The 22,680-nt window shown below is 66.9% G+C and carries 25 protein-coding genes; 14 read left to right on the forward strand and 11 right to left on the reverse strand.

What is annotated here, in order from left to right; genetic code table 11:
• Positions 1-456: 456 nt before the first annotated feature.
• Positions 457-579: a hypothetical protein gene (locus tag AT701_RS35960; RefSeq protein WP_257297131.1), complete on the reverse strand. Its 123-nt coding sequence runs from the start codon at positions 577-579 to the stop codon at positions 457-459.
• Positions 580-1,172: 593 nt separating this feature from the next.
• Here AT701_RS35960 and AT701_RS23270 point away from each other — a divergent pair.
• The 4 genes from AT701_RS23270 to AT701_RS23285 are packed head-to-tail and all read left to right on the forward strand — an operon-like array spanning position 1,173 to position 5,123.
• Positions 1,173-2,279 (forward strand): ABC transporter ATP-binding protein, encoded by a 1,107-nt coding sequence (locus tag AT701_RS23270; protein WP_011730066.1) that lies wholly within the window; start codon positions 1,173-1,175, stop codon positions 2,277-2,279.
• A 35-nt stretch (positions 2,280-2,314) separates the two neighbouring features.
• Positions 2,315-3,505 carry an ABC transporter substrate-binding protein gene (locus AT701_RS23275; protein WP_014878137.1) on the forward strand — a complete coding sequence of 397 codons (1,191 nt, stop codon included), beginning with the start codon at positions 2,315-2,317 and terminating at the stop codon, positions 3,503-3,505.
• The gene (locus AT701_RS23280) at positions 3,484-4,323 is read left to right on the forward strand and encodes an ABC transporter permease (protein WP_003896165.1); all 840 of its coding nucleotides are present in this window, start codon (positions 3,484-3,486) and stop codon (positions 4,321-4,323) included. The genes AT701_RS23275 and AT701_RS23280 overlap by 22 nt, the downstream gene beginning before the upstream one ends.
• Complete coding sequence (locus tag AT701_RS23285) at positions 4,323-5,123, forward strand: ABC transporter permease (RefSeq protein WP_003896166.1); 801 nt, start codon at positions 4,323-4,325, stop codon at positions 5,121-5,123. Before AT701_RS23280 ends, AT701_RS23285 begins: the two co-directional genes overlap by 1 nt.
• 20 nt (positions 5,124-5,143) lie before the next feature.
• Here AT701_RS23285 and AT701_RS23290 read toward each other — a convergent pair whose 3' ends face one another.
• Positions 5,144-5,794 carry a MerR family transcriptional regulator gene (locus AT701_RS23290; protein ID WP_223495730.1) on the reverse strand — a complete coding sequence of 217 codons (651 nt, stop codon included), beginning with the start codon at positions 5,792-5,794 and terminating at the stop codon, positions 5,144-5,146.
• Between the two features lie 290 nt (positions 5,795-6,084).
• Between AT701_RS23290 and AT701_RS23295 the strand changes: the two genes are divergently transcribed.
• Positions 6,085-7,353, forward strand: coding sequence for an MFS transporter (locus tag AT701_RS23295; RefSeq protein ID WP_029104427.1), 1,269 nt, complete (start codon positions 6,085-6,087; stop codon positions 7,351-7,353).
• On the opposite strand, the gene AT701_RS23300 is transcribed toward AT701_RS23295, so the two are convergent.
• The gene (locus AT701_RS23300; protein WP_058126683.1) at positions 7,338-8,669 is read right to left on the reverse strand and encodes a low temperature requirement protein A; all 1,332 of its coding nucleotides are present in this window, start codon (positions 8,667-8,669) and stop codon (positions 7,338-7,340) included. The two genes, AT701_RS23295 and AT701_RS23300, sit on opposite strands and share 16 nt — an antisense overlap.
• Positions 8,670-8,744: 75 nt before the next feature.
• Here AT701_RS23300 and AT701_RS23305 point away from each other — a divergent pair, with 75 nt between their 5' ends.
• Both AT701_RS23305 and AT701_RS35965 read left to right on the forward strand, forming a co-directional pair.
• The gene (locus tag AT701_RS23305) at positions 8,745-9,290 is read left to right on the forward strand and encodes an AfsR/SARP family transcriptional regulator (RefSeq protein WP_011730072.1); all 546 of its coding nucleotides are present in this window, start codon (positions 8,745-8,747) and stop codon (positions 9,288-9,290) included.
• Positions 9,287-9,412, forward strand: coding sequence for a hypothetical protein (locus AT701_RS35965; RefSeq protein ID WP_011730073.1), 126 nt, complete (start codon positions 9,287-9,289; stop codon positions 9,410-9,412). The genes AT701_RS23305 and AT701_RS35965 overlap by 4 nt, the downstream gene beginning before the upstream one ends.
• A 12-nt stretch (positions 9,413-9,424) precedes the next feature.
• Here the strand turns inward: AT701_RS35965 and AT701_RS23315 are convergent, their stop codons facing one another.
• The 5 genes from AT701_RS23315 to AT701_RS23335 all read right to left on the reverse strand — a co-directional run bounded on the left by AT701_RS23315 (position 9,425) and on the right by AT701_RS23335 (position 15,389).
• Positions 9,425-10,027, reverse strand: coding sequence for a hypothetical protein (locus AT701_RS23315; protein WP_011730074.1), 603 nt, complete (start codon positions 10,025-10,027; stop codon positions 9,425-9,427).
• Positions 10,024-10,935 (reverse strand): Rv1363c family protein, encoded by a 912-nt coding sequence (locus AT701_RS23320; protein WP_011730075.1) that lies wholly within the window; start codon positions 10,933-10,935, stop codon positions 10,024-10,026. Before AT701_RS23320 ends, AT701_RS23315 begins: the two co-directional genes overlap by 4 nt.
• A 142-nt stretch (positions 10,936-11,077) precedes the next feature.
• Complete coding sequence (locus AT701_RS23325; protein WP_223496014.1) at positions 11,078-12,556, reverse strand: FadD3 family acyl-CoA ligase; 1,479 nt, start codon at positions 12,554-12,556, stop codon at positions 11,078-11,080.
• A 29-nt stretch (positions 12,557-12,585) separates the two neighbouring features.
• Positions 12,586-13,776: an amidohydrolase family protein gene (locus tag AT701_RS23330; protein WP_058126684.1), complete on the reverse strand. Its 1,191-nt coding sequence runs from the start codon at positions 13,774-13,776 to the stop codon at positions 12,586-12,588.
• A 35-nt stretch (positions 13,777-13,811) separates the two neighbouring features.
• A complete protein-coding gene (locus AT701_RS23335; protein ID WP_058126685.1) occupies positions 13,812-15,389 on the reverse strand; it encodes an AMP-binding protein in 1,578 nt (525 codons plus the stop codon).
• Positions 15,390-15,445: 56 nt separating this feature from the next.
• On the opposite strand from AT701_RS23335, the gene AT701_RS23340 reads away from it, so the two are divergent.
• Complete coding sequence (locus AT701_RS23340; protein WP_003896177.1) at positions 15,446-16,162, forward strand: enoyl-CoA hydratase/isomerase family protein; 717 nt, start codon at positions 15,446-15,448, stop codon at positions 16,160-16,162.
• Positions 16,163-16,182: 20 nt separating this feature from the next.
• Here the strand turns inward: AT701_RS23340 and AT701_RS23345 are convergent, their stop codons facing one another.
• Positions 16,183-16,707, reverse strand: a complete 525-nt coding sequence (locus tag AT701_RS23345) for a VOC family protein (RefSeq protein ID WP_011730078.1) — start codon at positions 16,705-16,707, stop codon at positions 16,183-16,185.
• A 103-nt stretch (positions 16,708-16,810) separates the two neighbouring features.
• On the opposite strand from AT701_RS23345, the gene AT701_RS23350 reads away from it, so the two are divergent.
• Positions 16,811-17,242 carry a Zn-ribbon domain-containing OB-fold protein gene (locus tag AT701_RS23350; RefSeq protein WP_011730079.1) on the forward strand — a complete coding sequence of 144 codons (432 nt, stop codon included), beginning with the start codon at positions 16,811-16,813 and terminating at the stop codon, positions 17,240-17,242.
• Positions 17,243-17,254: 12 nt separating this feature from the next.
• Positions 17,255-18,400, forward strand: a complete 1,146-nt coding sequence (locus AT701_RS23355) for a thiolase family protein (protein ID WP_011730080.1) — start codon at positions 17,255-17,257, stop codon at positions 18,398-18,400.
• 82 nt (positions 18,401-18,482) lie between these two features.
• On the opposite strand, the gene AT701_RS23360 is transcribed toward AT701_RS23355, so the two are convergent.
• Complete coding sequence (locus tag AT701_RS23360; RefSeq protein WP_003896181.1) at positions 18,483-19,088, reverse strand: TetR/AcrR family transcriptional regulator; 606 nt, start codon at positions 19,086-19,088, stop codon at positions 18,483-18,485.
• 193 nt (positions 19,089-19,281) lie between these two features.
• Here AT701_RS23360 and AT701_RS23365 point away from each other — a divergent pair, with 193 nt between their 5' ends.
• The 3 genes from AT701_RS23365 to AT701_RS23375 all read left to right on the forward strand — a co-directional run bounded on the left by AT701_RS23365 (position 19,282) and on the right by AT701_RS23375 (position 21,583).
• The gene (locus AT701_RS23365) at positions 19,282-20,595 is read left to right on the forward strand and encodes a cytochrome P450 (RefSeq protein ID WP_011730081.1); all 1,314 of its coding nucleotides are present in this window, start codon (positions 19,282-19,284) and stop codon (positions 20,593-20,595) included.
• 88 nt (positions 20,596-20,683) lie between these two features.
• Positions 20,684-21,160, forward strand: coding sequence for a hypothetical protein (locus AT701_RS23370; RefSeq protein ID WP_003896183.1), 477 nt, complete (start codon positions 20,684-20,686; stop codon positions 21,158-21,160).
• A 3-nt stretch (positions 21,161-21,163) separates the two neighbouring features.
• Positions 21,164-21,583: an Rv2576c family protein gene (locus AT701_RS23375; RefSeq protein WP_003896184.1), complete on the forward strand. Its 420-nt coding sequence runs from the start codon at positions 21,164-21,166 to the stop codon at positions 21,581-21,583.
• Positions 21,584-21,602: 19 nt separating this feature from the next.
• Here AT701_RS23375 and AT701_RS23380 read toward each other — a convergent pair whose 3' ends face one another.
• Positions 21,603-22,007, reverse strand: a complete 405-nt coding sequence (locus tag AT701_RS23380; protein WP_042510592.1) for a hypothetical protein — start codon at positions 22,005-22,007, stop codon at positions 21,603-21,605.
• Between the two features lie 159 nt (positions 22,008-22,166).
• On the opposite strand from AT701_RS23380, the gene AT701_RS23385 reads away from it, so the two are divergent.
• Entirely contained in the window at positions 22,167-22,676 is a 510-nt protein-coding gene (locus AT701_RS23385; protein WP_011730082.1) for an Rv2253/PknI dimerization domain-containing protein, read from the forward strand.
• Positions 22,677-22,680 lie beyond the last annotated feature (4 nt).

Here is a 22,680-nt window from a genome sequence, read left to right on the forward strand (position 1 = left end):
TCGGTGCGTCAGGCCAACGGCGATTCGACGTCGAATCCTGGGGGCGTGCGGAGCGGTCCCGGGTGGGTCTGCTCGCGGCGGCGCCCTAATAAGAGTGGCATAAGAACAGAGCGGCCTTTTCGGCGCGGATCGGTTACTGATGAGTTCTACGCACGGGTAACCGTCGGTAACGTTACGCGCCGCCGACGGGCGGCCCGAGGCGTTCAGGACAAACGTCCTGTTGGCAGGTGGTTACGGCCGAGTAGGGACAACACCGCAGATCAAGGCAGCATTGTTATCTAATCGTTATCTAAATTTACGGGCCGGCAGACGCGTCTCGCTCAACCGCCGGAGAGTCGACAATCCGACCGAAACTGTCTAGTGAGCCGTACGGCTTGGCTCAAAAAGTTTGCTGAAAATATTACTAGTCAGTAAGGTTTTGCCGCCGCCGCGGTCCTGCGGCCGGTCGGTCGGTCCCTATCGCGGCGTGCGGACGTGGTTGATGCCGACCCGGATCCCGCCAGCTGTGCGCTTGTCGATCTGCACCTCGTGCGGGCGCGCGGCAGGGTGCGTCAGCTTCTCGGCGAACCCCGGTTGCACTGCCGAAGGCAGGAACGGGGGCCATCCCGCAAAGCCTTCTCGAGGGTCCTGGCGTCGACGCACGCGGCGACCCGCCGCTCGCGGGCACCGCGCCGGTGGCCCGCGGATACGGAGCGACCTGGCATTCGCACTGCTCGTAGCCCAGGATCGTCGTCGATCGAGGTTTTGAGCCGCGCGCCGCAGGAGCCGCCCGCGGCAACGTGTGACCGCCGCCCGCGCTCGGTCGGCGCACCCGCGGCATGCGAACCGAACCGATCCGCGGTGTCCGACTCTCCCAACCGACGGCAGGACGCGATCTTGAGCCCGTTCCGGTAGAGATCGCGTGCCTCCTTCGAGCCGGAGGGCGCACCGAACCGCCGCGCGCCGCCGGGTCTGCGTCCGGATACGTGGCGGATCGGGCCGATTGCTCCTGCGGCACGGATGCCGGAAACCTTGAGCGCGCCGGCCGAGTGACCGAGCAGCATGCCGGGTGGGCCCGCCGAAGCCTTCGGGACGCAGTTTGCCGACGAGACGAAATCCGTGGCCTGAACAGGCTCATCACACGAAATCAAGATTGAGACTGCGAACACACCGCGGAATTCTTACGATGAGCCATGCCTTCGGGGAGGGTCCAGAAAACGGCCGGCACACCACACGGCTCAGGAGCCACCGCCGTCGGTTCTGCGGATGCGGCGCCCCGCATCGAACTCGTCGGGGTCCGCAAGGTGTTCGGAGACGGCCGCCGCGAGGTCGTGGCGGTCGACCACGCCGATCTGACGGTCGCCGACGGCGAACTGTTCGCGATCCTCGGACCGTCCGGGTCGGGCAAGACCACGGTGCTGCGGATGATCGCGGGTTTCGAGACCCCGACCTCGGGGACCATCCGGCTCGGTGGGACCGACGTCACCGGGGTGCCCGCGCGGCACCGCGATGTCAACACCGTGTTCCAGGAGTACGCGTTGTTCCCCCACATGACCGTCGCGCAGAACATCGAATACGGCCTGCGGGTGCGCGGCGTCGGCAAAGCCGAACGACGCCGCCGTGCGGCCGACGCGCTCGACATGGTGCGGCTGACCGATCAGGCGCGCAGGCGCCCCATCCAGTTGTCGGGCGGCCAGCGACAGCGCGTCGCGCTCGCACGCGCACTCGTCGGCCGCCCGCGTGTACTGCTGCTCGACGAACCCCTCGGCGCACTCGACCTCAAGCTGCGCGAGCAGATGCAGGTCGAACTCAAGGCGATCCAGCGCGAGGTGGGGATCACGTTCGTCATCGTCACCCACGACCAGGACGAGGCCCTCACGCTGTGTGACCGGCTCGCGGTGTTCAACAACGGCCGCATCGAGCAGGTGGGCGGGGCCCGCGAGGTCTACGAACACCCTGCCAACCGCTTCGTCGCCGACTTCGTCGGCACCTCGAACGTTCTCGACGGCGAGGACGCCGTGGCGGTGTTCGGCCGGTCGGGCACCCTCGCGGTGCGGCCCGAGCGCATCGCCGTCGCCCCCGCGGGAACAGAACCGGCAGCCGGGCACCGCGGCATCGCGGCGACGGTCACCGAGATCATCTACGCGGGCCCGCTCACCCGCATCGCCGCGACCACCGCGGGCGGGGTCGCCGTCAACGCCAGCGTGCTCACATCGAGTTCGTCTCTGCCGCAAGATATCTCCCACGGTTCTCCGATCACGTTGACGTGGCCGGAGTCCGCCGTCCACCACCTCGACTGATGCTCACGAAGGGGCCGACGATGAAGTTCTCTGCCATGCGCAATGCCGTGCGTACCGCGTTCGTGCTCGCCGCGTGTGCGACGCTCGTCGCCGCCTGCTCGGATTCGCAGCAGAACGGCGGCGGTGAGGGCGGCTCACCACCGCAGATGGAACCGCTGAGCGCCGTGGGCGACGGCGAAGGCCAGTTGAACCTGGTCGCGTGGGCCGGTTACGCCGAGGACGGCTCCAACGATCCGGCGGTCGACTGGGTGACACCGTTCGAGCAGCAGACCGGGTGCCAGGTGAACGTGAAGGTGGGCAACACCTCCGACGAGATGGTGCAGTTGATGAGAAGCGGCCAGTACGACGGTGTCTCGGCATCCGGCGACGCCACGCTGCGGCTCATCTACGCCGGTGACGTCGCGCCGGTGAACACCGATCTGGTGCCCAACTACGCGACGGTCTCGGACTTCCTCAAGGACAAGCCGTGGAACTCCGTCGACGGCCAGATGTACGGGGTTCCACACGGCTGGGGCGCAAACCTGTTGATGTACAACGTCAACGTGGTGCGCGACGCCCCCAATTCGTGGGCCGCGGTGTTCGACGACGCCGCCAAGTACAGGGGCAAGGTCACCGCGTACGACTCCCCCATCTACATCGCCGACGCGGCGCTGTACCTGTCGAAGTCCAAGCCGGAACTCGGCATCGAGGACCCGTACTCGCTGACACCCGAACAACTCGACGCCGCAACCGAACTGCTCAAGACCCAGCGCGAGAACATCGGCGAGTACTGGTCGGACTACACCAAGGAGGTGCAGGCCTTCGAGTCGGGCACCTCGGTGATCGGCACCACCTGGCAGGTCATCGCCAACACCATCGGCGCGGACAACAAGGTCCAGGTCAACACCGTGCTGCCCAAGGAGGGGTCGACCGGTTGGTCGGACACCTGGATGCTGTCGTCGAAGGCCGCCCACCCGAACTGCATGTACAAGTGGATGGACTGGATCATCTCTCCCGAGGTCAACGCACAGGTCGCGGAGTACTTCGGCGAGGCGCCGGCCCAGACGAAGGCGTGCGAACACACCACCCAGAAGGACTTCTGCGACATCTACCACGCGACCGACGCCGACTTCGCCGCCAAGATCGCCTACTGGACCACACCGCAGACCAAGTGCGTCGACGGAAGCGGCGACGGCTGCACGGCCTACAGCGAGTGGGTCGACAAGTGGCAGCAGGTCAAGGGCTGACAGACCGGGCTCGGCTGGCGTTCCTGCTGACGCCGCCGCTGGCCTGGCTGGTCGTCGCCTATCTGGGATCGCTTGCGGTACTTCTCGTTTCGGCCTTCTGGCAGACCAACGAGTTCACCGGCGCGGTGGTGCGCGCCTTCACGCTGCACAACATCGAGCGCGTGCTCACCGACGAGGTGTTCCGCGTGGCCACGCTGCGCACGCTCGGGGTGGCGCTGACCGTCACGGTCATCTGCGCGGCACTCGCCGTGCCCATCGCGCTGTACATGGCCAAGATCGCCTCGCCGCGTGCCCGGCTGATCCTGGTGGTCGCGGTGACCACGCCGCTGTGGGCCAGTTACCTGGTCAAGGCCTACGCGTGGCGCATGCTGCTCTCCCCGGAGGGACCGTTGTCGTGGGCGACGGGGTTCACGCCCGGCTACGGCATCGTCGCCACCGTGGCCACCCTGACCTATCTGTGGTTGCCGTACATGGTGATCCCGGTCTACGCGGCGTTCGAGCGGATCCCCGACGCGCTGGTCGACGCCAGTTCGGACCTCGGCGCGTCCGATTTCGCGACCATGCGGATGGTGCTGGCCCCGTTGGTCTTCCCGGGGATCGCGGCGGGCTCGATCTTCACGTTCTCACTGTCGCTCGGCGACTACATCGCCGTGACGATCGTCGGAGGGAAGACGCAGATGCTGGGCAACATCATCTACGGCCAGCTCGTCACCGCCAACAACCAGCCGCTTGCGGCCGCGCTGTCGATCATCCCGCTCGCCGCGATCGTCGCCTATCTGCTGGCGATGCGGCGCACGGGTGCACTGGAGAACGTGTGATGTTCTCGCGCAACGGGATCAGGGCGTTACGGATCTGGACCGCCGTGGTTCTGGTGTTCCTGTACATCCCCCTGCTGCTGGTCCTGATCAACGCGTTCAACGCATCCCGCACGTTCGCGTTCCCGCCGACCGGTTTCACGCTGGCCTGGTGGGCCGACGCGGCCCGCAGCCCGGGCATGTGGCACGCGCTGGCCAACTCCGTGGTGGTCGGTCTCGCGGCCACCGCGATCGCCCTGGTGCTGGGCACCATGATCGCGTTCGCCGTGCAGCGGCACCGGTTCTTCGGGCGCACCACGGTGAGTTTCCTCGTGGTGCTGCCGATCACGCTGCCGGGCATCGTCACCGGCATCGCGCTCAACGCGACGTTCACCTCGGCGCTCGGGCTGATGCTCGGGATGGCCACGGTGATCATCGGCCACGCGACGTTCTGCATCGTGATCGTCTTCAACAACACCCAGGCGCGGCTGCGTCAGATGGGTTCGAGCCTGCAGGACGCGTCGGCCGATCTCGGCGCGTCGTCGTGGCAGACGTTCCGGTTCGTCACGTTCCCGATGATGCGCGGCGCGTTGCTCGCCGGCGCGATCCTGGCCTTCGCGCTGTCGTTCGACGAGATCGTGGTGACGACGTTCACCGCGGGACCCACGGTGCAGACACTGCCGATCTGGATCTTCTCGAACCTCTTCCGGCCCAATCAGGCGCCGGTGATCAACGTCGTGGCGGCGGCACTGACCGTGTTGGCGATCATCCCGGTATGGCTCGCGGGGCGTTTCGGGGGTGACCCCGCCGGAGCGCGGGTCTAGTCAGGGTCTCGACGCCTGCTTCAGGACGCGCGAAGGTGCAGCGCGCGCCGGAAGGCCCGGTGGAACGAATGGTTGAACGCCCGCGCCACGACCGTCGGCGTGATGTCCACGGCTTGCCCGCTCTCCGGATCGGAGGTGGATACCGCAGCAGCCTGTTCGGCCAGGTCGTCGACCGCATCCGCGGTCAAGCGCGCGACGCGCGCAGCGGTCCCGATCAGCGCCGGCTGATCGTCGCTGGCGGCAACCGCGGCACTGAGCGCGGGGTCGGTCAGCACGAAGACGCCGTCGGCCAACTCGGCGAGGCCTGCCTCGACCAGGGTGCGTGCGTCGGACTCCGACACGTCGGCGGTGATGGGAGAGCGGTGGGCGGTCAACTCGGCCCGCTCGATTCCCAGCGCCTCGGCGAGATCCTGCCCATGGCGGACGCTGCTGAAGAACTCGGCGATGTGTGCCGAACTGAAACCCTTGTTCAGCAACGAAGCGATCAGCCTGAGCTGGGCCACGTGTGCATCGTCGTAGTACGCCGAGCGACCCACCCGGCGAGGCGGGTCGAGGAGCCCGCGCTCGCGGTACGCGCGGATGTTTCGCGCGTTGACACCTGAGAGCTGGGCGAGTTCGTCCAATCGATACTCAGCCAACCCGACGTCCCCCGCGTCGCCCTGAACGGACACCCATGCCGCCACCCTACCTCCGGCCGAACGTAGCGAGCAAATTTTTCAAGCGTGGCGCACAAACGACAGAACAAAGAACTTAGTCGCTCTTATCTGCAGCGATGTCGAGAAATCAGCCGCAGAAACTCCGTGACTATGCAATCTCAGCCAACTCTCAGGCTCGCGTTGCGCGACGGCGGGCCGGCGCACGGTGAGTGAACTCACCTCGGCAAAGATGGAATCCCCCGGCAGCGCTGCGCGACCATGGAGCCGGACATCAGAACAACGAGGGCTCGAAGAAAGGCAGCGTGGTGCGTCCCTGGATCGTGTGGACCACCGGGCTCCTCGCCTACATCATCGCCGTCCTCGACCGCACCACCCTCGGCGTTTCGGGCCTGCAGGCCGCCGACCGGTTCTCCGCCACTCCCACCGTCCTGTCCACGTTCGTCGTGCTCCAGGTCGTCGTCTACGCCGGCGCGCAGGTCCCCGCCGGTGTGCTGCTGGACCGGTTCGGCTCCCGTGTGCTCATCGTGTGCGGCGCAGCGCTCATGGCCGGCGGCCAACTGGTGCTGGCGTTCAGCGAGTCGCTACCGGCCGCGATCGGCGCCCGCGCGATCGTCGGCCTCGGCGACGCGGTCACCTTCATCTCGGTGTTGCGTCTGGTGCCGCACTGGTTCAAACCCTCGCAGGTTCCGTTGCTGACCCAGCTGACGGGCATCTGCGGCCAACTCGGCCAGGTCCTGTCGGCGGTTCCGTTCCTGGCCCTGCTCACCGCGGCCGGCTGGACACCGGCATACCTGTCGGTCGGCGCGTTCGGGCTGCTCGTGATGGCGCTGGTACTCGCCGTCGTCAAGAACACGCCGCACGGCCGCGTCGTGGCCACCGAGACCACCTCGGTGCGCGACATCCCCGGCAGCGTCAAGACCGTCTGGCTGCGCCCGGGCAACCGGCTCGGGTTCTTCACCCACATGGGCACGCAGTTCTCCGTCACGGTGTTCGCGCTGATGTGGGGCGTCCCCTATCTCACGGTGGCGCAGGGTCTCTCGACCGCGGCGGCCGGCGCCCTGCTCACCGTCTCGGTGGTGACGGCGATCTCGGCCGGTGTCGCCATCGGCATCTTCACCGGGCGGCACCCGCACCGCCGATCACGTCTGGTGCTCTGGATCATCGCGAGCAACGCGTCGATCTGGACCATCGTGCTGGCGTTGCCCGGTCCCGCGCCGACGTGGCTGCTGGTGGTCCTCATCGTGATCATCTCGGTGGGTGGTCCGGGGTCGATGGTCGGCTTCGACTTCGCCCGGACGTTCAATCCGAGTGCGACGCTCGGCACCGCGCAGGGCATGGTCAACATGGGCGGATTCCTGGCGTCCCTGATCGTCATGCAGGCGATGGGCGTCGTGCTGTCACATGCCGGTAGCTACTCGTTCGAGTCGTTCCGCCTGGCCTGGACGGTGCAGTACGCCATCTGGATCCTGGCGACCATCGGCATCCTGATCACCCGCCACAAGACCCGCCGGTTGATGGCCGCCGAGCAGGAACGCATGCTGCTCGAAGGGTTCGAGGCTCACCCGCCACGCTGATCGCCGCCGATCCGTTCGGCGACTTTCGCACCGATGCGGCGGTGGCCCCCGGCCTCGTGGCCTGCGACGGCGATCATCGGTGCGGCCGTCACGAGCAGCAGGCACAACGCCATGTCGATTCCTGCCGCGGCCAGGCCGACCGAGGCGACCAGCGGTGCGGCCGCGACCACGAGGAGCACCAGGTAGAAGCGGTCGACGGTGCCGACCAGGGTCGCGTAGATGACGAACATGCCCACCAGGAAGACCGCGACCGGAACCGCCACGGCGAGCACCGTGGCGACCGCATCGAGGTGCGAGTGTCCTTCGACGTGGTAGGCGGCCAGGTGCAGCCCGGCCCCGGTCGCCACGATCGCCCCGAACACGAAGATGTGGAGATAGCCGTACCGGAACGACAGCCTGCGATGCACGTGCAGCAGTTCGGCGGCGGGAACCAGAAAGTACACCCACCACAAGCCGAAGGTGAGACCCGTGCCCGCCATGGCGAGCAGCACGGCGTCCGTTGACCAGCCCTGCTCGCCGACCGCGGCCGTGAGCGATGCCGCGGTGCCCACCACTCCCTCACCGAGCGCGATGATCGCCAGCAGGCCGTACCGCTCGGCGATGTGGTGGGCGTGCCACGGTGTGCCGCCCATGCGGCGTTCGGCCACCAGCGGACCGCAGATCTCGACTGCGACCAGCACCGCACCCGTCGCGAAGAACTCCATGGGCGTGGTCTGCACGAAGATCTGGGCGATCCAGCCGAGCTGCGCCAGCACGAGCGCGGCGGCATAGGTGAGGCACGCCGTGCGGTGCTGCCGGTCCTGCGCGGCCGCCCGCAGCCACTGCGCCACCAGCGCGATGCGCATCACCACGTAGCCGGCCACCATCACGGCGTTGTCGACATGTCCGCCGTGGTCGATCGACGCGAACGTCGCCGGCAGCCCGAGGGCCAGGATGATGACGCCGACCATCTGCAACATGGTCATCGCGCGGTACACCCAGTCGTCGGTGTCGTACGCCGAGGCGAACCACGTGAAGTTCATCCACGCCCACCAGATCGCGAACGTCGCGAAGCCGAACGCCGTCAGCCCGTGCGCGACGTGCCCTTCGGCTATCAGGTGCGCCAGCTGCGAGGCCGCGACGCCGAAGGCGATCACGAACGTGAGGTCGAACAACAGCTCAAGTGGTGATGCCACCCGGTGCTGCTCATGCGGATCACGTCCGCTCATCCGGAAAAGCCGGTGCGCCTGCACAGGTAGCTCGCGTGCCCCCTCGTCCACGTCCTGGATCCTTCCCCCCTCGGCGTCGGCGCGCATCGCGCGGGTGCCGGCAAACATGTTCGCCCGAAATCACAGCAAATGCAGTAGTGCACTACTCGTGTCATACGTGCGTCGCGGCGTCACGATGAGTACGTGCATCGACAGTTTTCGCTGAACCTTCTGGGTGAGTTCGTCGTTTACCGGGATATGAAGCAGCTCGCGCTACCGCCGTCGTGCCGGCGGCTGGTCGCGCTGGCCGCGCTGAAGCAGCGGCCGCTGCACCGTAACTGGGTGTGCGAGACACTGTGGCCCGGAAGCCCGCCGAACAGGGCTGTCGCGTCGTTACGCTCGGCACTGTGGCGGTTGCGGCCGATGGGGGCGGATGCGCTGCTCGAGGTGGCGCCCCAGGAGATCGCGCTCGCTGCGAACGTATGGGTCGACTGGCACGAGATCATCCGGCTCACCGGCGTGCGCGCAGCCCGCGGAGGCGTTGCCGATCCTGCACTCAAGGCCCTGCTCCACAACGGCGACCTGCTCGAGGGCTGGCCCGACACGTGGTGCGCCAGCGAACGTGAGCAGCTCCGCAACCTGCGACGGGACGTGCTCGCCGGCGCGACCGACCAGGACCGCAGGCAGCTTCCGCAGCACGGCTTCAGGAGCCATCTGCTGCACCGGGTGACCGATCCGAGTTGGCCGTGACCGCGCCCGTCGTAGGACTGATCGTGCTGATGTCGGTCGGCCTGCCGCTCGGCGCGTGGGGGTTGCACGACCTGCAGGTGCGTCTGGAGCGCTGGGCCTACGATCGCCACGCCCAGGATTGAGACGGGCTGGCTCTACACCGGGTCGAAGGTGGAGATCAGCCAGTTGCCGTCGATCTTGGTGAGGCCGACCTTGACGCTGCTGGTCGCGAACGACCCGTCGGGGATCTCCTGACTGGTGGTGGTCTGGTTGATGAACAGCAGCACCACCGCGGACTCGGGCTTGATCTCCGACACCGCACCGTTGACGACGGTCGCCTTGGTCTTCACCTTCTTCTGCTGCGCAGCGGGCGCGACGACCTTGGTGGTGAAGTCGGTGTAGTACGAGAGGAAATCACCCGTCAGATGCGTCTTGGCGGTCGCGAAATCCTGGTCGAGGCTTTCCGGTGCGTAGGACAGCAGCGCGACCGTGCCGTCGGTGGCCGCCTTGAGCGCGACCTCGGCCGCGGCCGGATCGGTCTCCTTGTCCACCCGGTATTGCGTCAGGTACACGAACGTCGCCAGTGCGGCCGACGCGACCAGAGCGATTCCGAGCATGATCGGCACGGTCTTGGCCCTGATCGCCTTGAGCACCCCTCGGCTTGGTGCGTGTGCGGGCGCGGGTTCGGTGGCGGTCACGGCCTGGTCGACGGTCTCGGGTGCCTCGACGGCGTCGGAGGTCTGGTCTTGCGCGCTCACGGTACGAACTCGACTTTCGCCAACTTGATCTGGTCGCCGTCCTGCTTGACGGTCACGCTCAGCCGCCAGTTGCGTGGATCTTGATCGGCCCCGGCGGAATTCGAGATCCGCGAGGTAGCCGCGACCAGCACGACCGCGGAGTCATCGGTCATGGAGTCCACCGCGGTGGCGTTCACCTGGGCCTCGGTGGTGACCTTGGCCTGCTCGGCCACCTTGGCGAAGTCCTCGGCGGTCGCCTCGAAGTCGGCGCGGAAGTCGCCGGTCGACATGTCGATGATCCGCTGCACGTCCTCCTTGGCGTGGGTGTGATCGAGCGACATCAACGTGACGACGCCTTGGCGGGCCGCCGCGGCGAACTCGGCGGCACGGCGCTGATCGTCCTGCATCTGCTTGTGGTGGTACATCATGAGGCCGCTCACGGTCAGCAGACCGAGGATGATCACCACCGTCACTCCCGCGGCGATCCACTTCCACACCGGCGCGTTGGTGCGGGTCGTCAGCTTGGCCTCGGGCAACTCTTGCGCCTCTTGCGCCTCCGGCTTTCCGGCGCTGTCCTTCTCGGCTGCTTCGGTGTCCTCGGCGGCTTCGGTGTCTTCGGTGTCTTCGGCGTTCTCGGCGTCTTCCGGCTCGCCGGTTTCGGACTCGTCCACGGACTCGTTCTCGGCGTCGGCTTCGGAGCTGCGCTTGGCGGCCTCCTCGGCCTGCCGCCGCAACCGCAGGGCCTCCGCACGTGCACGCGCGGCCGCGGCGATCGCCTCGGCTTCCGCGGCTTCGGCCTCGGCCTGCTCGGCGAGCAGAAGCGCGTCGTCGGCCGAGAGTTCCCCGGCCGGGGAATCGCTGCGGTCGGCGTCCTGATCGTCACCATGGGATCCGTTGATCACGGGCAACGTAGGCTTGCGGGACGGCATGTGGACCTCCTGTCCGTTCAGCAGCCTGCTCAATGAGAATCACGTTATCAGTTTTTGATAGCGACCCGACCCTGCATCGGCAGCGGGGGCTGGAAAATACCGCTTTTGCTGCGGAAACGTTATTTACGTGCTGTGCGTGGGCTCAGCGTTTGCTGAGTGCTTCACGCGCTTTCAGGTGGTCCTTCATCACCTTGCCCGTGGCATTGAGGGGTAGCTCTTCGAGAAACTCCACATACCGGGGCACCTTATATCCCGCCATGCGCTCACGGCTCCAGGCAATCAGATCCTCGGCCGTGACGCACTGCCGGGTCCCATCCAGTGGCTCCCTGAGCACCACGAACGCCTTGCCCACCTGGCCCATGCGGTCGTCGTCGACGCCGATCACCGCAACCTGTGCGACGTCGGGGTGTTCCAGCAGGAATCCCTCGATCTCGGCCGGGTAGGCGTTGAAGCCGCCCACGATGAACATGTCCTTCTTGCGCCCGATGATGCGCAGACGGCCGGATTCGGTGAACTCGCCGAGGTCACCGGTGTGCAGCCAGCCGTCGGCGTCGATGGCCTCCGCGGTGGCCGCCGGGTCGTCGAGGTAACCCTGCATGACGCTGTAGCCGCGGACCAGCACCTCGCCGTCGTCGGCGAGGTTCACCTCGACCCCGTCGCACGCCGTGCCCACGGTGGTCGCGATGTCGGTGAAGGAGTCGCCCGGGCGCGAGAGCGTCGCGGTGCCCGCCTCGGTCAGACCGTAGCCGGTGGCCACGGTCTCGAACGGCAGCTCCTCGTGGATGCGCCGGATGAGTTCGACGGGAATGTCGGCCGCACCGGTCACCCCCGCGCGCAGCGTCGCCAGCTTGGCCTTGTCCGGCACCCCGAGCAGCGAGTGGTACAGCGTCGGCGGCCCCGGCAACATCGTGACGCGTTCCGTCGCAATGAGTTCCACGATGGCGTCGACGTCGAACACTGCCACGGGCAGCACGGTGGCGCCCCGGATGAGGCTCGCGATACAGCCGGCCTTGTAACCGAACGTGTGGAAGAAGGGGTTCACTATCAGGTAGCGGTCGCCCTCGCGCAGATCGGCCAGGTCGCACCATTCCGCATACAACCGCAGGGTTTGGAGGTGATTCATCATGACGCCCTTGGGACGCCCGGTGGTGCCCGAGGTGTAGACGATGTCGGCGATGTCGGTGCCGCGCAGCCCGCCCACCACGGCCGGCTCGCCAGAGGCCAGGAAGTCGGATTTGATCTCGATCGCGGGCACCCCGGCAGGCACCTCGAAATCCTGCCCCAGGAAACCCTGCTGGCGCAGAACGACTTTCGCGCCGCTGCGGCGGATGACGTCGGCGGCCTCCTCGGCCTTGAAGCGCGTGTTGACCGGGACCACCACGCCGCCCGCGGTGAGCGCGCCGAATGCCGCGATCATCCATTCGGCGGAATTGGGTGCCCAGATGGCCACCCGGTCACCTCGCCCGATCCCGTGTGCGAGAAAGGCGCCCGCGGCGCGGCGCACCCGGTCGGCGAGTTCGACGAACGTGAGGCGCAGCGGACCGGCGGCCCCAGCTGGATTGTCGCCATGGTCGACGACAGCCTCGGCGTCGCCGAACCGGTCCGCTGCGCTCAGGACCATCTCGGGGATGGTCTGCCACGATGGGTGGGTCACGTGGTGACGAGACGTCCCAGGTTGCCGCCCATGATCTTTGCCTGGTCCTCGACCGACAGGTGCTCGAGTGCGGTCACGTAGTGCGTCGGCTCGGCCAGGCCCTCGGGGTGCGGCCAGTCGGAACCGTAGAGCACCTGATCCACACCGATGAGGTTGATCAGGTCGTCGATGCCCTCCTCGTAGAACGGGCTGACATAGATGCGGTTCTTGATCTCCTCGATCGGGTTACCCAGGAACGCCTCCGGAGCCTTCTTGTACACCTCGGCCATGGAGTCCAGAAGCGGGAACATCCATTTCGAGCCGGCCTCGACGATGCCGACCTTGAGCTTGGGATGCCGGAACAGCGCACCGTGGATCACCCACGAGGCCACGGCATCCTGGATCGGGCGCCACTCGTTGAGGATCGACATCGCGTTGGTCTGGAACGGCAGCATCTCCTGCGCGGCACCGTCCCACTCGGAGGTGTAGCGCGAGTAGCCGCTGTCCGACGAGTGCATGCCGACGAACACGTCGTGGTGCACGACCCGCTCCCAGAAGGGATCGAACTCGGGAAGCGCGAACGAGCGCGGACCGCGGAAACCGGGCACCGGCGCGGGCCGGATGAGGATGGCGCGCGCGCCGCGGCTGACGGCCCACTCGAGTTCCTCGATGGCCTTCTCGACGATGGGCAGCGTGATGACGGGCGTGGTGAAGATCCGGTTCTTGTAGTTGAAGCCCCACACCTCGTCGAGCCACAGGTTCAGCGAGTGGATGATGACGTGGATGGCGACCGGATCGTCGCGCAGCCGCTCCTCGATGAGGCTCGCCAGCGTCGGGAACATCAGCGAGCGGTCGACGCCCAGCTGGTCCATGAGCTCAAGACGCGGTTCCGGCTCGAAGAAGGCCGGGATCGAACGCATCGGCTCGCCGAACAGCTCACGCTTGCTCTTGCCGTCGGGGTTGCCGAACTTGAAGTACTCCTCCCATGCGCCCGGCTTGGCGACCACCGAGAACGTCGGGTTCGGGATGTAGTTGCTGATCTGGCCCTTGATGGCGATCTTCGTGCGGCCGTTGACCTCGACGTACTGGACGATGTCCTTGTAGTCCTTCGGGAGGTACTTGGTCATCGCCTCCGGCGGCTCATACAGGTGGTTGTCCGCGTCGAACAGCGGAAACGGTATGTCGACTCGATGCGACAGTTGCCCCATGGAACACTCCTTTTCCTATCGCGAGAATCATATTCTCAGTTTGCGGATGTCGCAATGTCCATCACTGCCGCCGGGTTCCGAACAGCCTGGCGAACGCGGTATTTCTGCACCTTGCCGCTCGCGGTGCGCGGGAAGTCCTGACCGTCCGGCACGTGGTGCAGTTCCTCGGGCCACTTCTGGCGCGCGACGCCGACGCGTTCGAAGTGCGCCCGCACGTCGTCGAGCGTGGGCAGCGGTGCCCCGGAGCGCGTGCGCAGCACCGCGGCGACACGCTCGCCCAGCCGCGCGTCGGGGGCGGCCACCACGATGGCCTCGATCACCTCGGGGATGCCGAGCAGCACCTCCTCGACCTCGAGCGCGCTGATGTTCTCGCCGCCACGGATGATGAGGTCGGCCGTGCGGTCGGTGATGGTGAGGTATCCGTCATCGTCGAGATAGCCGATGTCGCCCGTGCGGTACCAGCCGTCGTCGTCGAATGCCTTGGCGGTCAACGCATCGTCGGTGTACCCCAGGCACAGGTCCGGACCGCGGCTGAAGATCTCGCCGTCGGGGCCGAGCCGGATCTCCACCCCGGGGCGAGGATTGCCGTCGGTGTAGAGCCGCTTGCCCTCCGGCGCCGACGGCGATGATCCCGTGATCGACGGGTGCTCGGTGCTGCCGTAGGACCGGAACACGAAGATGCCGAGGTCCGCCAGACGGCGGGTGACCGCCGCGGGCACCGTGGACCCGCCGAGTCCGACGGTCCTGATGCGGGCCAGATGCCTGTCGGCGAAGTCGGGGTGATCCAGCAGGCTCGTGACGAAATACGGTGGGCCACCGCCGATCGACAGACCGTCACTCTCCATGAGCCGCAAAACTTTCGCGGGGTCCCAGACGTCGCACAGGTCGACGGGCGCCCCTTCGAGCACCGGGATCAGAAACGCCCCCACCATGCCGATGAAGTGCCCGACCGGGGTCGCGGTGAGCTGACGGCCACGGTTGGGCGGGTAGTTCGCCAGCAGCTGACGGGTCTCGCAGCTCAGCGTCTGATGACTGTGGATGACGCCCTTGGGATCTCGTGTGGTACCCGAGGTGAACGCGATCAGCGCGGGCGCGGCCGGATCGGTGTCGAGCGTCCCCGACATCGGCCGCTCGGCGAGCAGATCGGTGAACGACGACTCGCCGACCAGGCCCACGATGGGGACCTGGGCGCACAGGTCGGGCTGAAAGCTCATGCGCCCGAAGCGCTCTGTCGTGAGGAACACCTTGGGCTTGGCGGTGGACAGGATGTGCGCGAGTTCCTTGCGCCCGTAGAAGTGCACGATCGGGACGGTCACCGCACCGAGGAAGGACGTGGCCCAGAACGCCGCGGCGGCCTCCATCCAGTTCGGCAGCTGGAACGCGATCACGTCACCGGGCCCCACCCCACGCGCACGCAGACCCGCGGCAAGCCGGCGCGCGAGCGTCTCGACCTCGCCGAAGGTGCCCGTGTAGGGCCGCACCTCCGAGTGGACGCAGAACACGACGTCCGGGCCGGCCGCGAGGCCTTCGGCCAGCATCTGACCCAGCGTCTCGGGCGTCCACCACCCTTCCTCGACGTACCGTTTGGTCAGCTCAGCGGGGATGTCGCGCACACCGGTGATGCTATTCTCAGTCCACGAGAATACCAATACCGGAAGTGGAGAACGATTTGGTCGACCTCGAACTCGACGGCGAACTTGCGGTCATCACCATCGACCGGCCGCACGCCCGCAATGCCATCTCGCTCGACACCATGGACGAGCTCGACAAGGCGCTCGACGGGGCGGCCGGTTCGCGCGCACTGGCCATCACGGGCGCGGGCGACCGCGCGTTCGTGTCCGGGGGCGACCTCAAAGAACTTGCCGCACTTCGCACCGAACGCGAGGCCGGGGCCATGGCATGGCGCATGCGCTCGATCTGCGACCGCATCGCCGGGTTTCCCGGCCCTGTGATCGCCGCGCTCAACGGACACGCCCTCGGTGGCGGCGCCGAAGTGGCCGTATCGGCCGACATCCGGATCGCGGCCGATGACGTCAAGATCGGATTCAACCAGGTCGCCCTTGAGATCATGCCCGCGTGGGGCGGCGCCGAGCGTCTGGTGACACTCGTCGGCCGCAGCCGGGCCCTGTTGCTCGCGGGCACCGGACGCGTGCTCGACGCCGCCGAGGCCGAGCGCGTCGGACTCGTCGATCAGGTCCTGCCGCGCGCCGAATTCGCCGACGGGTGGCGGGCTCTGGCACACACGCTCGCCGGGCGCCCGGCCGGCGAGATCAAACGCGTGATGGGTGGCGTCCCCGCCACCGAGGCCGTGGCGGCGTTCGCGCGCCTGTGGGTCGCCGAAGAGCACTGGGCGGCCGCCGACAAGGTGATGAACAAGAAGAAGTGAACCGGTGGGATCTCCGGCGATCACGCGCCGCCGAGTTCGCGCACCGGGTCCGAACCGTCCCACGCCCTCACGGCCTGCCGCACGAAGGTGGCCATACCGGCTGACGCGTCGGTGAGTTCCATGATCTCGATGACCGTCGCCCCCGCGGGTGGCTCGTAGTACGCGAAGCGCACGCCCTCGGCTTCCCCTCCCGACCACACCTCGGGCCAGCCCGCGTCTTCGAGGTCGGCGACGGCCGCGTCGAAGTCCCTTGCCCAGTAAGCGAGCTGATGGAAGCCACCGCCGGTGGCGGCCAGGAATTCGGTGAACACGCTGTGGGTGTCGCCGTGCTGCTGGATGAGTTCGATCTGCAGGTCGCCGCTGTTGGACAGCGCCAGCGACAGCGTCACCTCACACGGCTCACCGCGGAACCGGACCCGCTGCGTCATCCCGCGGATGACGAACCACGGACCGACGCCCATCTGCAGCCACCGTGAGATGGCGTCGTCGAGGTCGGCCACCACGTAGCCGATCTGGCAGATCGAACCGGGCAGCACCGGATTCATCGCATCCTCTCTGAAATCTGCGGGTGAAAGAGCCTGCTCCCCAGCCTAGTGAGGTACTCGGTTCTCACTGGACGAGAATCACATTTCCGGTTATCGTCAGCACGTGTCCACTCAGAAAGCCCTGGCGCCCGAGATCTCCACCTGGCCCGATGAGAATCCGCAGTTGATCGGCAGCAGATGCGACACCTGCGGGTCCTACGTGTTCCCCGTGCAGGACCACTGCCCCAGGTGCAGCAGCGCCGACACCTCAGAGGTGCTGCTCCCCCGCCGCGGCACCGTCGTCGCGTGGACCACGCAGGGCTTCCCGCCCGGCGCCCCGTACGCGGGCCCCACGGGTAAGGACTTCGTGCCGTTCGGTGTCGGCCTGGTCGAACTCGCCGACGAGACCGGCCCCGTCATCCGCGTCGAGGGCCGGTTGACCGAAAACGACCCGGACAAGCTGGAATTCGGCCAGCAGGTCGAGCTCACGATGATTCCGTTCACCACCGACGACGAGGGCAACGAGGTCGTCACGTTCGCGTTCCAGCCGGTCTGAGGAGGTTCAGCAATGACCAATGACGTCGCCATCATCGGCGTGGGACTGCATCCGTTCGGCCGCTTCGACAAGCCCGCGGTGCAGATGGGCGCCGAGGCCATCCGCCTGGCCCTGAAGGACGCCGGGGTCGAGTGGAAGGACATCCAGTTCGGGTTCGGCGGCAGTTACGAGGTGTCCAACCCGGACTCGGTGACCCGCCTGGTGGGCCTGACCGGCATCACGTTCACCAACGTGTTCAACGCGTGCGCCACCTCGGCGAGCGCGATCCAGCAGACCGCAGACACGATCCGGCTGGGCAAGTACGACATCGGCGTGGCCGTCGGGCTGGACAAGCATCCGCGCGGCGCGTTCACCGACGATCCGGCCAAGCTCGCACTGCCGCAGTGGTACGCGCAGAACGGGCAGTTCGTCACCACCAAGTTCTTCGGAATGAAGGCCAACAAGTATCTCCACGACCACAACATCAGCCAGGACACGCTGGCGCGCGTGGCCAACAAGAACTTCCGCAACGGCGCACTGAACCCGAATGCGTTCCGGCGCAAGGAGATCTCGGTCGAGGAAATCCTCGCCTCACCCACGCTGAACCACCCGCTGACGCAATACATGTTCTGCGCACCCGACGAGGGCGCGGCCGCGGTGATCATGTGCCGGGCCGACATCGCGCACAAGTTCACCGACAAGCCGGTGTACGTGCGCGCCAGCGAGATCCGCACGCGGACCTTCGGCGCCTACGAGGTGCACGCGACCTCGGCGCCGCCCGAGTCCGACGCCGCGCCCACGGTGTACGCGGCCAGGGCGGCCTACGAGGCCGCGGGCATCGGCCCCGAGGACGTCGACATCGCGCAGTTGCAGGACACCGACGCCGGTGCCGAGGTGATCCACATGGCCGAGACCGGGCTGTGCGCCGACGGCGATCAGGAGAAGCTGATCGCCGAGGGCGCCACCGAGATCGATGGTTCGATCCCCGTCAACACCGACGGCGGCCTGATCGCCAACGGTGAGCCGATCGGGGCCTCGGGTCTGCGCCAGATGCATGAACTCGTACGCCAGTTGCGCGGCGAGGCCGGCGACCGCCAGGTGCCCGGCAACCCCCGTGTCGGGCTCGCGCAGGTCTACGGCGCACCCGGCACCGCATCCGCCACGATCCTTTCCCTCTGAGGTGTTCTCCCCGCGAGCAGACGCAGAACTGCCTGTTTTCAGCGCTTTTCAGGCAGTTATATGTCTGCTCGCGAGGGAAAGGTCAGCCCGCTGCTTCGATCGGCAGCGGTTCGCCTTCGATGCGTCGCAGCCAGCCTTCGCAGAACTCGAGCACCTCGGCGTGCCCGGCCGACATCCCGAGCGCCTGTTCCATCACCATCACGCGCGACACGCTGGTCGCCAGGAAGGTCCACACGATCGGGGGCACGTCGGCCGCGTTGACGCCGTAGCGGTCCAGCGCGGCTGTCATCGCCTTGGTCTGCTCGTCACGGAATCGTTCGGCGTAGCGGCCGATCTCCGTGCGCAGGGCCTTGCGGTGATTGGCCACACCCATGATCTCCATCGTCAACCGCGTCGCACTGGGGTCGATGCCGAAGCGCCACAACGCCCACAGCGGCTGCGGCGAGTCGAGCGCACGGGCCTGCGCCGCCAGGCCCTCCTCGGCGCGCCTGCGGAACACCGCGAGGAACAGATCGTCCATGGTGCGGAAGTAGTAGTGCACCAGTTGCGGCTTGAGGCCGGCCCGCTCCGCGACCCGGCGGGACGTGACGGCCGCGTAGCCCTCGTCGATCATGAGCGCCTCGGCTGCGTCGAGCAGGACGATGCGATTCTTCGCGTCCGGCGCCCCGATCCTTCGCGCCGATGCCATACCCGCACCCCTTCCCGAAAACGCGCCACATCACGTCGCCCGCGACTCCCACCAAATCGTAACGTCGGCGCTCCGTGTGATCTTGACCACGACTCTACCGCCATGCTAAGCAAGTGCTCAGCACTTTGCGGATCATCCATTCCCTCTGCCGCGAAACCACTGCAGCGCACATCGATTTCGGAGGAAGCGCAACATGACCGATTCCACGGCAACCGACCCTGCGGCCACGACACCGGATTTCGACACCGTCGACTACTTCACCGATCAGTCGCTGGTCCCCGACCCGCATCCCTACTTCGATCACCTGCGCAGCAAGTGCCCCGTGGTCCGGGAGCCCCATTACGGCGTGCTCGCGATCACGAGTTTCGAAGAGGCCACGACCGTCCTCAAGGACACCGAGACGTTCTCGTCGTGCATCGCGGTCGGAGGTCCGTTCCCGCCGCTGCCGTTCACGCCAGAAGGTGACGACATCACCGGGCAGATCGAGCAGCACCGCACGCAACTGCCGATGTTCGAGCACATGGTCACCATGGATCCGCCCGAGCACACCAACGCACGGTCCCTGCTGAACCGGCTACTGACGCCCAAGCGCCTCAAGGAGAACGAGGACTTCATGTGGCGCCTGGCCGACGAGTGCCTCGACGACTTCATCGACGACGGCAGCTGCGAGTTCCTCAAGCAGTACGCAAAGCCGTTCTCGCTGTTGGTGATCGCCGACCTGCTCGGTGTCCCCGAGGAGGACCATGACGAGTTCCGGCACGTGCTGGGCGCTCCGCGGCCCGGCGCGATCGTGGGCTCCCTCGACGGTGACCAACTCGCGATGAACCCACTGGCCTGGCTGGACGACAAATTCGTCCGCTACCTCGAGGACCGTCGCAAGGAACCACGTGACGACGTGCTCACCGCGCTCGCCACCGCGAAGTACCCGGACGGTTCGACGCCCGAGGTCATCGACGTCGTGCGCTCGGCGACGTTCCTCTTCGCGGCGGGCCAGGAGACCACCACCAAGCTCCTGTCGGCGTCCCTGCGGGTGCTGGGCGACCGGCCCGACATCCAGCAGGCACTGCGCGAAGACCGCAGCCGCATCCCGACCTTCGTCGAGGAGGCCCTGCGGATGGACGCCCCGGTGAAAAGCCAGTTCCGCCTTGCCAAGAAAACCACCCAACTCGGCGGAGTGGACGTGCCTGCAGGCACCACCCTCATGGTGTGCCCAGGAGCGGTGAACCGGGATCCGGTCCGCTTCGAGGATCCGCACACCTTCAGCCTCGACCGCAAGAACGTCCGCGAGCACATCGCGTTCGGCCGCGGCGTGCACAGCTGCCCGGGCGGCCCGCTGGCGCGCGTCGAGGGCCGGGTGTCCCTGGAGCGCATCCTCGACCGCATGGCCGACATCAGGATCGACGAGGAGCATCACGGTCCGGCCGACAACCGGCGCTACACCTACGAGCCGACGTACATCCTGCGCGGCCTGACCGACCTTCACATCAAGTTCGAACCGGTGCGCTGAGGACGGACGAGATTGCGGATTCGCCACGGCGGAGCCCGATCTCGTTCTATAGTCAGCCGTGCAGTGCCGCGAGCCGTGGAGGTGCTTCGTGAAATCGCCCGTGATGTGCGCCGTGGTCAGTGCAGCAAGCGCCGTGCTCGGCGTCGCGGCAACGTGTTTCGCGCCGCCGGCGTCGGCGATGTATCTGGGCAACTACAACCTGCACATGCCCGATCGCCGCGACTTCCACACGTATGTCTTCTCGATGATGGCACCGTGTCGGGATGCCGACGACAAGAGTCGCACCGACTGCGTACAGGTTCAGGCGATTCCGCAGCCCATTGCCAAGGCGGCCAACACCTACACCGAGGCAGTCGTCGTCGACGGTCGTTACACCATGGTCATCGACGATCCGTTCGGCCTGCGGTGCGGTGACATCTACTACGGCCCCACGATTCCCACCCACGACGTGTACACCTGGGACGCAACGACACTCGCCGGCCAGATGGTGTCCACATTCGATGTGGGGTGCGATGGCGCCCCCGGCGGTTCGTTCACCTATCCGTTCTTCCTGACGAGGATGTGATCGATGCGGTCGACACTGGCATTCGCCACCACACTGGGACTGCTGGGAGGTGCGCTGGTGGCCGCGGCACCAGCCGCGGCCGACGATCCGGTGCTGCACCACGTGCGCTACACCGTGACGGCGGACGCGCCGTTCTGGGCGCACATCTACTACCGCGACACGCAGCCGGCGATCTTCTCCGACTACAGCCACAATCCGTACGTCTTCAGCCCGCGCGCCGAGGCAGATGTCGCGCCCGACAAGCCGTGGGTGCACGAGACGATGCTCGCCGACCCCAACCTGTGGGCCATGGTGGTGGTGCAGAGCGGTGAGGCCCCGAATCTCGAACCGCCGGGCTTCAACTGCGAACTCGCGGTCGACGGCGTCGTGGTGAAGACCGACAGCGGGCCCAAAGGCGCGCTGTGCTCCATCCGGGCCTGGTGAGGCCCACCCGCCTGAGCGGTTACGCGTCCCCGCGCCGCCAGAGCGTCTCGCCGTTCATCGGCACACACGTCAAAAACAACCCGTCGGGCGCCTGGGCGACCATGTTCAACTCCCCCAGGCACGAACTGTTCTCGTCACGGATGCCGGCCATCGGCGGCGACCGGAACCACCTGGGCTCGTACCGGCGGGGCGAACCGCAGAACACCAGACGACCCCAATTGTTGCGGGCGTCAACGCCGAACACGTAGTACGTGGTGTTGCTGCACGGCGCCCCCAGCACGGCATGCGGATTGATGCCAGGTACGCAGAACGCGTCGTTACAGGTCTGCGGGCCCGCAGCGGCCGGTGGTGCTGTCAACAGACCGGCCAGAACCGTTGCCGCGGCCGCGATCACCGTCACTCGCACCCTGCCAGAGTGCCACATCGGAAAACGAAATTCTTCCTTTCGGAGAAGATTGCCCGGAGGCCGTTCGATCGCATCCGGCAAATCCGCACGATGGCCGTGACCGGCCTGTGCGGCACTGTTATCCTCCTAGTCGAGAATGCCGGTACCGATCGTTTTCGATCCCTTGAGGAGCGGCTCATGTCGACCACCAAAATGATTGCGGGCGCGGCGATCTTGGCCTCGGCGACCGCGCTGGGCCTCTTGGGCGCACCGACCGCGTCGGCCGGCGAGGGCTGGGGTATCAACGGCACGTTCGCCATGTCGTCCAACGGCGAGTGGGCGAAGATCAACGAGCGCTACCAGAAGCAGCCGTCGACCCGCGGCACGTGGACCGTCAGCACGCAGTGCGTGTCACCGACCGAGTGCACGGGCACGGTGACAAGCGATCAGGGCTGGTCGGCGCCGATCTACACCAACAGCGGCCTGTGGTACGTCAAAAGGGTTCTGCCGCAATGGCGGTACTGCGCCGACGGAACCCCCATCGAGGGTCTACAGATCTACAAGTTCTACCCGGTCGGAGAAAACGCGCAAGTCGACGTCAATTCCGACGAATATGCCGGCGAGGACACCACGACAGGTCCCAGTGGATCCTGCGGCCGCAATCAGTGGCCCGCGATCCGGATGCCGTTCTACATGAAGAAGATCTGACCAA

It is taken from the genome of Mycolicibacterium smegmatis (assembly GCF_001457595.1).
GTDB classification, from domain to species: Bacteria; Actinomycetota; Actinomycetes; order Mycobacteriales; family Mycobacteriaceae; genus Mycobacterium; species Mycobacterium smegmatis.